This is a genomic window from Burkholderia sp. AU33423 (genome assembly GCF_002223135.1).
Classification (GTDB): Bacteria; Pseudomonadota; Gammaproteobacteria; order Burkholderiales; family Burkholderiaceae; genus Burkholderia; species Burkholderia lata_D.
The window spans coordinates 738216-751607 of the sequence record NZ_NKFH01000005.1; the positions used below are offsets into that span (position 1 = coordinate 738216).

The following is a 13392-nucleotide window of genomic DNA, read 5'->3' on the forward strand; positions in this document are numbered from 1 at the left end:
TGGTGACACTTCGCTAAGGTTTCAGCGGCAACGCGCGTGCGTCAGGCAGCCGCATCCGCGCGCGGCTCCGCAACCGACAGGCGCTGCAGCGCGGCCTGCACTTCCTCCGGCTCGAATGCGGCGAGCACGTCGGCCGTCGGCTTTTCGAGCGCCTTCAGGTGCGCACGCAGGATCTCCTGCTTCACGACCAGCAACTGGCTCGGATGCATCGAGAACTCGGTGAGCCCCATCCCCAGCAACAGGCGCGTGAGCGCCGGGTCACCGGCCATTTCCCCGCACACCGACACGGACACACCCGCGCGCTTCGCTTCGCGCAACGTATAGCTGATCAGGTGCAGCACGGCCGGATGCAACGGGTCGTACAGGTGTGCGACCGCGTTGTCCGCACGATCGATCGCGAGCGTGTACTGGATCAGGTCGTTCGTGCCGATCGACAGGAAATCGAACCGCTTCAGGAACAGCGGCAGCGCGATCGCCGCGGCCGGAATCTCGATCATCGCGCCGATGCGCACGTTCGGGTCGTACGCGAGCCCCGCGTCGTCGAGCTGGCGCTTCGCCTCGCGGATCAGGTCGAGCGTCTGGTCGATCTCCTGCGCGTGCGCGAGCATCGGGATCAGGATCTTCACCTGGCCGAACGCGGACGCGCGCAGGATCGCGCGCAACTGCGTGAGGAACATCTGCGGCTCGGACAGGCTCCAGCGGATCGCGCGCAGGCCGAGCGCGGGGTTCGGCGCCGTCTCGTAGCCTTCGTCGAGCGCCTCGAGCGGCTTGTCCGCGCCGACGTCGATCGTGCGGATCGTCACCGGCATGCCCTTCATCCACTCGACAGCCCGCTTGTACGCGGCGAACTGCTCCTCCTCTTCCGGCATCTCCTTCTGATGCATGAACAGGAACTCGGAACGGAACAGCCCGACGCCGACCGCGCCGGCCTCGACGGCCGCCTTCGCGTCGTCGGGCAGCTCGATGTTCGCGTACAGATCGATCTTGGTGCCGCACAACGTTTGCGTCGGCGAGAACTTCAGACGCTGCAGCTTGCGTTGCTCCAGCAGCTTCTCGGACTGCCGGTACGAATACTCCTCGAGGACGATCGGCGCGGGATCGACGATCACGATGCCCTGGTCGCCGTCGACGATGATCAGGTCGTCCTGGCGGATCAGCGCGCTCGCATGCTGCACGCCGACCGCGGCCGGAATGCCGAGGCTGCGCGCGACGATCGCCGTGTGCGACGTGCGCCCGCCGAGATCGGTGACGAACGCCTGGAACGACTGCGACTTGAACTGCATCATGTCGGCCGGCGCGATGTCGTGCGCGACGACGATCATCTCGTTCGTGCCGTTCTTGGCCGCGCGGTCCAGTGCCTGCGAAGCCGACGGTGCGCCGGCGAGCGCCTTCAGCACGCGCTCGACCACCTGCTCGATGTCGGCCTTGCGCTCGCGCAGGTATTCGTCCTCGATATCGTCGAAGTGGCGCGTGAGCAGCTCGAGCTGCTCGGTCAGCGCCCACTCGACGTTGTAGCGGCGCGTGCGGACCAGATCGATGGTTTCCTGCACGAGCATCTCGTCGCTCAGGATCATCGCGTGGACGTCGATGAATGCGCCGACTTCGCTCGGCGTGTCGTCGGTCAGGTCGGCGCGCAGCGCTTCGAGTTCGTGATGCACGACCTCGAGCGCGGTGCGGAAGCGCTCGACCTCCGCATCGATCTGGTTTGCCTCGACCAGGTAATGGGCGACGTCGAGCGCCGCCGGCGCGATCAGATACGCTCGCCCGATCGCGATACCACGTGAGACGGGAATACCATGCAGCGTGAAGGACACGCGCACCTCCTCTGTACAAGTAAAGCCGCGGCACACTGCTGCGATGCGCTTATGACCCCGGTTAGCGATTATAAATTCCGCGACTCCCCGCTGGCTGCATGCACCGCAGCATTGCGCATTCCGCATCAATGCTTCCGACGAAAAAAATGCCGCGGAATCCGCGGCATTCTGACTGGAAACGGCAACGATCCTAGGGCCTGTTTCCATATGGAACGCACATGCGAATGCCCGAAATCGCTCGTAGGGCAAGGAGCGAGGAGCGCCGTTTGGCCGAGCCAAACAAGCGACGAGCGACGCCGCCATACGGGCGATTTCGGGCATTCCCGTGACACGTATTTTTTAATTTGGGGTTGCCACGAGAACGGCCGCTCGCCGCGTTGCGCTCCTTGCGAATACGTCCAGTATTCGCGGCGTCGCGCGCCTCGCGAGCGGCCGTTCTCGTGGCAACGCATGCGCGTTCCATATGGAAACAGGCCCTAGATCACTGGCCTTCGCCGAACTTGTCGGCGATCAGCTTCAGCAGCGCGTCCATCGCTTCCTTCTCGTCGGCCCCGTCGGTCTCGATCATCACCGTACTGCCGATGCCGGCCGCCAGCATCATCACGCCCATGATGCTCTTCGCATTGATCTTGCGCCCGTTGCGCGTCATCCATACTTCCGACTGGAAGTTGCCGGCCAGTTGCGTAAGCTTGGCCGATGCGCGCGCATGGAGCCCCAATTTGTTGACGATGGTGGTTTCTTGTTGAAGCATGATTCTCGGTCGGGTCGGTCGGGACCGCCGGCGGCGCGCGTCGGCGGTGCGGTCTAAAACGGAAAACGGGTAACGGGTACTCGGTGCGCTCGCTCAGTGCGATTCGCTCGGCGTGCGCGGCTGCGGTTCGGGCGGAATCGGCGCGCACTGGCCGCAGCCGGTTTCCGTCGGCGGCGGCGGCGTACCGGACGACACCTCGTGGACGCCCTTCGCGCCGCCGGACAGCGCCTTGTCGACCAGCTTGTCGAGCGGCACGGTGCGGTAGCAGACGGCCCGCACGAGCATCGGCAGGTTCACGCCCGCGAGCACACGCACGTTGTCGAGCTTGGCGAGCTGGCCGGCGATGTTCGCGGGCGTCGCGCCGTACATGTCGGTCAGCACGACCACGCCGTTCTCTTCCCTGAGCCGCGCGAGTTCCGCGTGGGCGAACGCCATCACCTGGGTCGGATCGCTGTCCGCCATCACGTCGATACAGCCGATGCGGGCGGGCACGCCGCCATAGATGTGCGCGATGCAGTCCCGCAGCGCGGTGGCGAGCGGGGCGTGCGCGATGATCAGGATCCCGGCCATGTCAGATCGCTCCCGGCCGCCCCTGGCGGGCCAACACCCCGCGGCGGGGCAATGAGCGTAGCGAGTGTGGGAAACGTTCCATGTTCAGCCTTGCAACAGTTTCGGCCCGACCGCCGGGCCTCGGGTGCGCGAGCGCGGCACCGGGCAAGCGGGCATTGTAGCAGGCCGGTCGAACTGCTCCGGCGACGGGGGACCTGCGCGGCCGCCGCCGGGGTTGTGCGGGAAAGCGGCCTACGCGGCCGCACGCTCCAGCGCGTCGATGAACATCGCGGCGACGTCGAAGCCCGTCTGCTCCATGATCTCGCGGAAACACGTCGGACTCGTGACGTTCACCTCGGTCAGCCAGTCGCCGATCGCATCGAGGCCGACCAGCAGCAGCCCGCGCGCCGCGAGCACGGGCCCGAGCGTGTCGGCGATCTCGCGATCGCGCGCGGTCAGCGGCTGCGCAACGCCGAGCCCGCCCGCCGCGAGATTGCCGCGCACCTCGCTGCCCTGCGGAATCCGGGCGAGCGAAAACGGCACCGGCTCACCACCGATCAGCAGGATGCGCTTGTCGCCGGCCTTGATCTCGGGGATGAATTTCTGCGCCATCACCGAACGCGTGCCGTCATGGCTCAGCATCTCGATGATCGAACCGAGGTTCATGCCGTCCGGCTTCACGCGGAACACGCCCATCCCGCCCATCCCGTCGAGCGGCTTCAGGATCACGTCGCCGTGCTCGGCGTGGAATGCGCGCAGCCGTTTCGCGTCGCGCGTGACGAGCGTCGGTGCGACGAACTGCGGAAACTCGCCGATCGCGAGCTTCTCCGAATGGTCGCGGATCGACTGCGCCTTGTTGAACACGCGCGCGCCGGCGCGCTCGGCCAGCTCCAGCAGCCAGGTCGACGTCACGTATTCCATGTCGAACGGCGGATCCTTGCGCATCAGCACCGCGCCGAACGATTCGAGGCGGCGCGCGTCGACCGGCCCGGCCTCGTACCACGTCTCGCGATGCAGGTCGTCCGGGTCGCCGACGAACGTGATGCGGCGCACGTCGGCCTCGACGGCCGACCCCGTCCACGCGAGGTGGTTCGGCTCGCACGCGTACACCGCATGCCCGCGCCGCGCCGCCTCCGCCATCATCGCGTAGGTCGAATCCTTGTAGATCTTGAAGCGCTCGAGCGGGTCGGCGATAAAGAGAATGTCCATGAGGTCCTGTACTTGGCGAAGGTCCGTTACACCTGGATGGCTTCGGGGTCGGTCTTTTCCAGTTCGATCGACGACGCGATCAGCGACAGCCGCGCGACGACGCCGTACATGTAGAAACGGTTCGGCGGCGCGGCCCCCGGCTTCGCGCCCGCATCCGGCAGCGCGGTGTGCTCGAAGCCGAGCGGCACGTAGTGCATGCCGGGCGCGTTCAGGTTCTGGTCGCGCTCGCGGCCCGCGTGCGTGCGGTAGAAGCCGCCGACCACGTAGCGGTCGATCATGTACACGACGGGCTCCGCGACTTCGTCGCCGACGCGCTCGAACGTATACACGCCTTCCTGCACGATCACGTCGCGCACCGCGAGGCCGGCCTTCGACTCGGCCATCTGCGCGCGCTCGGCCTTCGACATGCGGCCGATCTCGGCCGCGTCGTGCACGGTCATCACGCCGCGCCCCGCCGTGCCCGCATCGGCCTTCACGACCACGTACGGTTTCTCGCTGATTCCGTATTCGCGGTACTTGCGCGCGATCTTCTTCAGCACGCCGTCGATCGCATCGGCGAGCGCCTGCTCGCCTTCATGCGCCTGCCAGTCGACGCCTTCCACGTGCGCGAAATACGGATTCACCATCCACGGATCGACGCCGACCATCTTCGCGAACTTCTTCGCGACGTCGTCGTAGCACGAGAAGTGCGTCGACTTGCGGCGCACGGCCCAGCCCGCGTGCAGCGGCGGCAGCAGGTACTGCTCGTGCAGGTTTTCCAGCACGGCCGGGATGCCGGCCGACAGGTCGTTGTTCAGCAGGATCGAGCACGGATCGAAATTCTTCAGGCCGAGGCGGCGCTGCGAACGCTCGAGCGGTTCGAGCACGATCTTCTGGCCGTCGGCCAGCGTGATCGGCGTCATGTCGGTGATGCTCGGGTCGAGCGAGCCGAAGCGCACGTTCAGGCCGGCCTGGCGCATGATGGTTGCGAGGCGTGCGACGTTTTCGAGGTAGAACGCGTTGCGGGTCGGCAGCTCGGGAATCACGAGCAGGTTCTTCGCGTCCGGGCAGATCTTCTCGATCGCGGCCATCGCGGCCTGCACGGCGAGCGGCAGCACTTCGGACGGCAGATTGTTGAATGCGCCGGGAAACAGGTTCGCGTCGACGGGCGCCAGCTTGAAGCCGGCGTTGCGCAGGTCAACCGAACAATAGAACGGCGGGGTGTGTTCCTGCCATTCGAGCCTGAACCAGCGTTCGATCGCAGGCGTCGCGTCGAGGATCTTCTGCTCGAGTTCGAGCAGCGGACCGTTCAACGCGGTAACGAGGTGGGGAACCATGAATCACTCGCGAGCGGGAGAATGAAGATTGTAGAGCAATTGCCCTGCCCATTTGGGGATTGTTCCCGGCTTCACAAGGATATGGAGGAAGTTTTCGGCTATTGACCCGATAGAGTGAAGGGTTATCCGCTACGGCAGTGGGTGGCAGGAGAAAAAAAGCCCGCCGGGTGGGCGGGCCGAAGTCGCTGCGCTCATTCGGAGCGGGCACCGTCGTCGCGGCGGCCCGCCGTTGATTCGTGTGACTTATTCCACGTGCTCGCCGTGCAGGATCACGTCGAGACCTTCGCGCTCTTCCTCTTCGGTCACGCGCAGGCCGATCGTCAGGTCGATCAGCTTCAGCAGCACGAAGCTCAGCACGCCGCTGTAGACCAGCGTGATCAGCACGCCCTTGGCCTGCAGCAACAGGCTGCCGTCGGCGCCGCCGATGTCCTTGACCGCGAACACACCCGTCAGCAGCGCGCCGAGAATCCCGCCAATGCCGTGCACGCCGAACGCGTCGAGCGAATCGTCGTAGCCGAGCTTCGACTTGAGCCACGTCGCCGACCAGAAGCAGATCACGCCTGCCGCGATACCGATCACGAGCGCGCCCGCCACGCTGACGAAGCCGGCTGCCGGCGTGATCGCCACGAGACCCGCGACCGCGCCCGACACGATGCCGAGCACCGACGGCTTGCCCTTGGCGATCCACTCGGCGAACATCCAGCCGAGCGCCGCGCACGCCGTCGCGACTTGCGTTGTCAGCATCGCGAAGCCGGCACGGCCGTCGGCCGCGACCGCCGAGCCAGCGTTGAAACCGAACCAGCCGACCCACAGCATCGAGCCACCGATCATCGTCAGCACGAGGTTGTGCGGCGCCATCGATTCACGGCCGAAGCCGATCCGCTTGCCGAGCACCAGGCACGACACGAGGCCCGCGATACCGGCGTTGATGTGCACCACCGTGCCGCCCGCGAAGTCGAGCACGCCGTCGGCAGACAGCCAGCCGGTCGGCTCCCACACCATGTGCGCGATCGGCACATAGACGATCAGCGACCAAAGCGTCATGAACACGAGCATCGCCGAGAACTTCATCCGGTCGGCGAACGCGCCGCAGATCAGCGCCGGCGTGATGATCGCGAACGTCATCTGGTAGACGAAGTAGACCGATTCCGGAATCGTCGTCGCGAGGTGGCTGACGGTCAGCGTGGTCGCCTTGTCGCCCTTGATGTAGTTCATGCCGTGCAGGAACACGCGCGACAGGCCGCCGATGAAGCCGTTGCCCGGCGTGAACGCGAGGCTGTAGCCGACCACCGTCCACAGCACCGTGATCACCGCAGTGATCGCGAAGCTCTGCATCACGGTCGCGAGCACGTTCTTCTTGCGGACCATGCCCGCGTAGAACAGCGCGAGGCCGGGGATCGTCATGAACAGCACGAGCGCGGTGGACGTCAGCATCCACGCGGTGTCGCCCGCGCTGATCTTCGACGAGTCAACCGAGAACGGGGCGGTCGGCGCGGCCGGTGCGGCCGGTGCCGAAGCGGCAGCGGCGGCCGAGGCATCGGTGGCGCCCGAGGCCGGTGCGGCGGCAGCGGCCGTGGCGGATGCGTCGGTGGCAGCCGGCGCCGAAGCGGCCGGAGCGGCGGCAGCCGACGCGTCGGATGCCGTTGCGGCGGGCGCGGACGCAGCCGCGGCGGACGCCGCGTCGTCGGCGAGCGCGGAGCCGACGCCGGCCGCGATCAGCGAGCCGGCCATCAGCAGGGACATCAGAAGTTTGCGCATCTTGGGTTTCCTCTTGTCGCTTGTCTTGTCTGTTCTGTTACAGCGCGTCTGCGCCCGTCTCCCCGGTGCGAATCCGGATCACCTGTTCGATCGCCGTGACGAAGATCTTGCCGTCGCCGATCTTGCCCGTGCGCGCGGCCCGCTCGATCGCCTCGACCGCCTCGTCGACGAGATCGTCGGACACGGCTGCCTCGATCTTCATCTTCGGCAGGAAATCGACCACGTATTCGGCGCCGCGGTACAGCTCGGTGTGCCCCTTCTGGCGTCCGAACCCTTTCACCTCCGTCACCGTGATGCCCGAGACGCCAAGCGCCGACAGCGCTTCGCGCGTCTCATCGAGCTTGAACGGCTTGATGATTGCGGTAATGAGTTTCATGAAGTCCTCTCGCTGGGTTGTCCCGTCGAATTGGTTGGAATGTTGTAACGGACTCTTCTCAGCAACTCGCATGCCAAGTCGGTTCGAGCACCGTTTCAAAGGGCTTCATCAAGGGGTCGCATCGCGTGATGTAAGGTGCGGAAGCCCGGCCAAATGGCCAACGTGCCCCGGTTTGCTGGCGCGGCGAAAGGATCGTTGCTAGAGTGCACGCACGTCCCGGATTCCCGGGCCATTCACCCATGCGGGCGCCATGCCCGGAATTCGCGCCCACGGCGCACCATTTCCGGTCATGCGTGCATCATGGGCACGTACGCAACTGAAGATGCACATTTTTTGTGCAAGGAAGGGGAATCACATGAAGCAACCCAGCGACGTTTTCAACGATCTGCAGTCGCGCGTCAGCGATCTGCTGAAAAACTCGCCGGCCAAGGACGTCGAGCGCAACGTGAAGGCCATGCTGTCGCAAGGCTTCTCGAAACTCGATCTCGTCACGCGCGAGGAATTCGACACGCAGGCCCAGGTGCTCGCCCGCACCCGCGTGCGCCTCGAGGAACTCGAGAAACGCGTCGCGGAACTCGAGCAGAAGCTCGCCGCGCCGCAAGCCTGACGCCCTGCCCGGCCGCAAGGTCCGGGCGCGGGCCGCCTCGTGCGGCCCGCGCCCGCCGCCTTGAAGCACTGAAGCACTGAAGCACTGAAGTCACCGTACCGCCCTTCGTCGTCCGTCGTTCTCCGCAGCACTCCCGCTCTTCGCTGTTCATCGCTCTTCGCAATCCGTCGTTCCGCTGTTCCTCGTTCTTTCCCCGCGCCACGCCGGCAAGCGCGCACCGATTCCTCCGATTCCCGCGGCATGCGGCCCCGAACGGCCGTCGTCCGTCTTGTTTACAGGAGCCTCGCCATGTCGCTCGCCGTGGTGCGCAGTCGCGCGCCCGCCTCCGGCCGTGCGCCGGACGTCACCGTCGAAGTCCATCTCGCCAACGGGCTGCCGTCGTTCTCAATCGTCGGTCTGCCCGATCTCGAAGTCCGCGAAAGCCGCGAGCGGGTGCGCGCCGCGCTGCAGAACTGCGGCTTCGAATTCCCCGTGCGCCGCATCACCGTCAACCTCGCGCCGGCCGACCTGCCAAAGGAGTCGGGACGGTTCGACCTGCCGATCGCGCTCGGCATCCTCGCCGCGAACGGCCAGATCCCGGCCGACGCGCTGGCCGGCCGCGAATTCGCGGGTGAACTGTCGCTGACGGGCGCGCTGCGGCCGATGCGCGGCGCGTTCGCGATGGCGTGTGGCGTGGCGCGGGATTGGCAATCAGCGGAAATTGGCGCGGCTTCCGGCCTGGGTTCCGGCACGCTCTCCGGTTCAGGCAACGGCAGCCAAGGGGCCGGCCCGGAGCCGGGCTCCGCCGCCGCGTCGAACACCCCCGAGCTGTACCTGCCGCTCGCCAGCGCCGCCGAGGCCGCGCTCGTGCCGGGCGTCACCGTGTTCGGCGCGCCGGACCTGCCCGCGCTGTGCGCGCACCTCACCGGCGCGCCCGACGGGCGGCTCGCGCCGGTCGCGGCGCCGTGCCTCGACGGCCTGCCGACGCCGGCCGCCCCCGATCTCGCCGACGTGGTCGGCCAGCGCGGCGCCCGCCGCGCGCTGGAGGTCGCGGCCGCGGGCGGCCATCACATGCTGATGGTCGGGCCGCCGGGGGCCGGCAAGTCGATGCTGGCCGCACGGCTGCCGGGGCTCCTCCCGCCGCTGACCGACGACGAGGCGCTGACGTCGGCGGCGCTCCTCTCCGCGAGCCGCCTCGGCTTCTCGCCCGCGCAGTGGCGCCGGCGGCCATTCCGTGCACCGCATCACTCGTCCAGCGCCGCCGCGCTGGTCGGCGGCCGCAACCCGCCACAACCGGGGGAGATCACGCTCGCGCACCTCGGCGTCCTGTTCCTCGACGAACTCCCGGAATTCGACCGGCACGTGCTCGAGATGCTGCGCGAGCCGCTGGAGGCCGGCCGCATCACGATTTCGCGCGCGGCGCAGCAAGCCGACTTCCCGGCCGCGTGCCAGCTGATCGCGGCGATGAATCCGTGCCCGTGCGGCTGGCACGGCGATCCGTCCGGACGCTGCCGCTGCTCGCCCGACGTCGCCGCGCGCTACCTGCGCAAGCTGTCGGGGCCGCTCGTCGACCGCATCGACATCCAGATCGACCTGCCCGCGCTGTCGCCGGCCGAGCTGGCGACGCGCGCGTCGGCGCCCGGCGAACCGAGTGCCGCGGTAGCCGCGCGGGTTGCGCAGGCGCGTGCGCTGCAACTCGATCGGCAGGGCAAGACGAACCACATGCTGAGCGGCCGCGAGACCGACGACCTGTGCCGGCCGACCGACGAAGGCGAACGGCTGCTGCGCGAGGCCGGCGAGCGCTTCGGCTGGTCGGCGCGCGCGTATTTCCGCGTGCTGAAGGTCGCGCGGACGATCGCCGACCTGGCCGGCGACCCGCTGCCGACGGCCGCGCAGATCGCCGAAGCGATCCGCTACCGGCGTGCGCTGACGGCGCTCTGAACGCCCTCGGAGGACAAAATCCGGCTGTCAAGACTTGACTTATGCACAATTCCGCGAATCCGGCTCCGGATCAGGGCTCGGCGAGACCTTTGCGGCACGGAATCCGTATCTCGTTGTTTTAGTTGATTTTTCTCAAAACGCGAGCGAGCGACCAAACAGGCCGGAAGGCCGTCCCGCGCGGCTTGGCGGGAAATTCGGGCAACTTTTCAACAAAGTTATCCACATGCGTTGTGGATAGCCGAAAAAACCTCGCAAAATCCGGCGACTAGCGTCGAAAGCTGCGAATGAACTTTCAGTTGTCACAGAGTGTCTGAGCGCCCGCTCCGGCCGCCGTCAGTCGAGTTTGAACGACCCGAAAAACTGGTCGAGCTGCTCCTGCGTGAGCGGCCCGTCGGCAATCACGACGGCCTGGTACGCGTGCCGGCCGCGCGCGGCGAGCCGCGCGACGATCGTCTTGTGCGTGCGATCGCCGCCGGCGGCCGCGCCCGCGATACGCAGCTCGAGCCCGTTCACCGCACCGCCGGCCGCGAGCGGCACGGGCACCGAAGCCGTCTGCGGCGCGCCTTCGAGGTTGCGCGACAGCCCGGCGCGCAGGAATTCGAGCGCCGCGCGGCGCGTGTCGTCACGGTCGTCCGGCAGCGTCAGCGTGCCGACCGCGAATACCGCGCCATCAACGTGCGCGGCCTGCATCCGCATCGGCATCGACGCACCGCCGATCGCCACCGGCTGCTCCTCGACGGTCGGCTTCGCCGGCAGGTCGATCGTGTAGCCGGCATCGTTGTGCAGCGTGCGCCAGTCGTACGACGGCGAGCACGCGGCCAGCACCGCGCTCATGCACGCGAGCGCGGCGAAGTGTCGCAGCGGACGAAAAAGGGGGCGCAACGAAACGGTGACTTCCTTCGGCATGGCGTGGATCGGGCAGGCAAAACGGGCATTATCCGCCGAACCTGAATTCCGGGATGCGTGGCCGCCGTCGGTGCGCAAGCCGCATTCGCGCTAAAATAAGCGCCGAATTTCGATGTCCTTTGCATTGATCCGCGTCATCGACCGACTCCGAGAGCACCAGATGAACACCACGCCTCCCGTCCGGCGCAGCGCCGGCCCCGTCCGCTACATCGTCGCTGCCGCTGTGGTCGCGGCGATCGCCGTCGCCGGCTTCTTCGCATTCAACGGCAAGTCCAGCGTGCCGGACGCCACGTTCACGCTGCTGTCGGGCCAGAAGGTCTCGACTGCAGGCGACCTGAAAGGCAAGGTCTATCTCGTGAACTTCTGGGCGACGAGCTGCGCAACCTGCATGCAGGAAATGCCGCAGATGGTCGATACCTACAATCGCTTCAAGGGTCAGGGTCTGGAATTCGTCGCGGTCGCGATGAACTACGATCCGCCGATGTACGTCGCGAACTACGCGCAGACGCGCCAACTGCCGTTCAAGGTCGCGCTCGACGACGGCAGCGTCGCGAAGCAGTTCGGCAACGTGCAGCTCACGCCGACGACCTTCGTCGTCGACAAGGACGGCAAGATCCTGAAGCGCTACGTGGGCGCACCGCAGTTCGCGGAACTCGACGCGCTGCTCAAGAAGGCACTCGACGGCAACGCGGCCTGAGCGCCGCCCGATCCGGCTCGAAGGGCTGCGCACCCCGCCCTTCCCCGCACGACGGACCGCACGACCGGGCAACCCGGTTCCGCGGTCCGTTTGCTTTTCAGCGCTCGGTTTCGCCTTTCGCCGACAGCCCGTAGCGCTTCATCTTCTCGTACAGCGTCGCCTTGCCGACATGCAGCCGGTCGGCCGTCGCGGCAACCGCGCCGCCCGTCTGGTTCAGCGCCTCGGCGATCACCGCACGCTCGAATTGCTCGATGCGCTCCTTCAACGTCTGCTCGCTGTCGGCGTCGTCGCCGCTCGCGCCCGTCTCCTGCGGCATGTCGGCCACGCCGAGCACGAAGCGGTCGGCCGCGTTGCGCAGCTCGCGCACGTTGCCGGGCCAGTCGCGCTGCATCAGGCTCGCGCGCTGCCGGTCGGTCAGCACCGGCGCGGGCCGCGCGTAGCGCACGGCCGCATCGAGCATGAAATGCTCGAACAGCGGCACGATGTCCTCGCGGCGCTCGGCCAGCGGCGGCAGCGCGATCGTCACGACGTTGAGGCGGTACAGCAGGTCGCGCCGGAACGTGCCGGCCGCAACCAGCTCGCTCATGTCGCCCTTCGCGGCCGCCACCACGCGGCAGTTCACGCGGATCGGCTGGTTCGAGCCGAGCCGCTCCAGCACGCCGTCCTGCAGCACGCGCAGCAGCTTCACCTGCAGTGCGAGCGGCATGCTTTCGATTTCGTCGAGGAACAGCGTGCCGCCGGACGCATATTCGAGCTTGCCGACGCGGCGCTTCGCGGCGCCGGTGAACGCGCCGGGCTCGTAGCCGAACATCTCCGACTCGAACATCGGCTCGGGCAGCGCGCCGCAATTCACCGCGATGAACGGCTTGTCGCGACGCGGCGACAGCTCGTGCAGGCTGCGCGCGATCAGCTCTTTGCCGGCGCCGGTGTCGCCGTTGATCAGCACCGACGCATCGGTCGGCGCGACGTTCGCGATCAGCTTGCGCACCTGCTCGATCGCGGGGCTGCGGCCGATGATGCGAGGCGCGACGACGTTCTGCCCGGCCAGCTCGCGCCGCAGCGCGTGGTTCTCGAGCACGAGCTCGCGGCGCTCGAGCGCGCGGCGCACCGTCTCGATCAGGCGCTCGGCCGCGAACGGTTTTTCGATGAAATCGTATGCGCCGTCGCGCATCGCCTGCACGGCCATCGAGATGTCGCCGTGCCCGGTGACGAGAATCACGGGCACGTCGGGCACGCGCTCGCGGCACTGCGCGAGCACGTCGAGCCCGCTCGCGCCGGGCAGCCGGATGTCGCTGACGATCGCGCCGGCGTTATCCGCGACGATCGCCTTCTCGGCCGCTTCGGCCGACTCGAAGCCGGCGACGTCGAACCCCGCCAGCTGAAGGCTCTGCACGCTTGCCCGGCGAACGAGCGCATCGTCTTCGATATAGATCACTTGCAGCCGGTTGGCCATCGTACTCACTTGCTCCTGACGGGCCGCGCGGCGGCA

At 67.3% G+C, this 13392-nt stretch carries 11 protein-coding genes and 2 pseudogenes; 4 read left to right on the top strand and 9 right to left on the bottom strand.

From position 1 onward, the window contains the following. Positions 1-41: 41 nt before the first annotated feature. The 7 genes from ptsP to CFB50_RS15975 form a co-directional block, all read right to left on the bottom strand. Positions 42-1814 carry a phosphoenolpyruvate--protein phosphotransferase gene (ptsP, locus tag CFB50_RS15945; protein ID WP_089446487.1) on the bottom strand — a complete coding sequence of 591 codons (1773 nt, stop codon included), beginning with the start codon at positions 1812-1814 and terminating at the stop codon, positions 42-44. Between the two features lie 481 nt (positions 1815-2295). Next, entirely contained in the window at positions 2296-2565 is a 270-nt protein-coding gene (locus tag CFB50_RS15950; RefSeq protein ID WP_069248939.1) for an HPr family phosphocarrier protein, read from the bottom strand. Positions 2566-2658: 93 nt separating this feature from the next. Next, a complete protein-coding gene (locus tag CFB50_RS15955) occupies positions 2659-3135 on the bottom strand; it encodes a PTS sugar transporter subunit IIA (protein WP_069248940.1) in 477 nt (158 codons plus the stop codon). Between the two features lie 231 nt (positions 3136-3366). After that, positions 3367-4323, bottom strand: coding sequence for a glutathione synthase (gshB, locus tag CFB50_RS15960; protein WP_069248941.1), 957 nt, complete (start codon positions 4321-4323; stop codon positions 3367-3369). 26 nt (positions 4324-4349) lie between these two features. Beyond that, positions 4350-5639 carry a glutamate--cysteine ligase gene (gene gshA / locus CFB50_RS15965; RefSeq protein ID WP_011353295.1) on the bottom strand — a complete coding sequence of 430 codons (1290 nt, stop codon included), beginning with the start codon at positions 5637-5639 and terminating at the stop codon, positions 4350-4352. Positions 5640-5882: 243 nt separating this feature from the next. Continuing rightward, positions 5883-7397 (bottom strand): ammonium transporter, encoded by a 1515-nt coding sequence (locus CFB50_RS15970; protein ID WP_089446488.1) that lies wholly within the window; start codon positions 7395-7397, stop codon positions 5883-5885. Between the two features lie 37 nt (positions 7398-7434). Continuing rightward, complete coding sequence (locus CFB50_RS15975; protein WP_069248943.1) at positions 7435-7773, bottom strand: P-II family nitrogen regulator; 339 nt, start codon at positions 7771-7773, stop codon at positions 7435-7437. A gap of 355 nt (positions 7774-8128) precedes the next feature. Here CFB50_RS15975 and CFB50_RS15980 point away from each other — a divergent pair, with 355 nt between their 5' ends. The 3 genes and pseudogenes from CFB50_RS15980 to CFB50_RS15985 form a co-directional block, all read left to right on the top strand. Continuing rightward, complete coding sequence (locus CFB50_RS15980; RefSeq protein ID WP_006489451.1) at positions 8129-8380, top strand: accessory factor UbiK family protein; 252 nt, start codon at positions 8129-8131, stop codon at positions 8378-8380. Between the two features lie 288 nt (positions 8381-8668). Further along, positions 8669-9071: pseudogene (locus CFB50_RS40535) on the top strand (magnesium chelatase domain-containing protein); the annotation flags it as partial. 83 nt (positions 9072-9154) lie between these two features. Next, positions 9155-10300 (top strand): annotated as a pseudogene (locus tag CFB50_RS15985) (YifB family Mg chelatase-like AAA ATPase); the annotation flags it as partial. A 333-nt stretch (positions 10301-10633) separates the two neighbouring features. On the opposite strand, the gene CFB50_RS15995 reads toward CFB50_RS15985, so the two are convergent. Continuing rightward, positions 10634-11206 (bottom strand): hypothetical protein, encoded by a 573-nt coding sequence (locus CFB50_RS15995; RefSeq protein WP_089446491.1) that lies wholly within the window; start codon positions 11204-11206, stop codon positions 10634-10636. A 160-nt stretch (positions 11207-11366) separates the two neighbouring features. Between CFB50_RS15995 and CFB50_RS16000 the strand changes: the two genes are divergently transcribed. After that, complete coding sequence (locus tag CFB50_RS16000; protein ID WP_089426404.1) at positions 11367-11903, top strand: peroxiredoxin family protein; 537 nt, start codon at positions 11367-11369, stop codon at positions 11901-11903. 97 nt (positions 11904-12000) lie between these two features. Here CFB50_RS16000 and CFB50_RS16005 read toward each other — a convergent pair whose 3' ends face one another. Continuing rightward, positions 12001-13356: a sigma-54-dependent transcriptional regulator gene (locus CFB50_RS16005; protein WP_089426405.1), complete on the bottom strand. Its 1356-nt coding sequence runs from the start codon at positions 13354-13356 to the stop codon at positions 12001-12003. Positions 13357-13392: the final 36 nt, after the last annotated feature.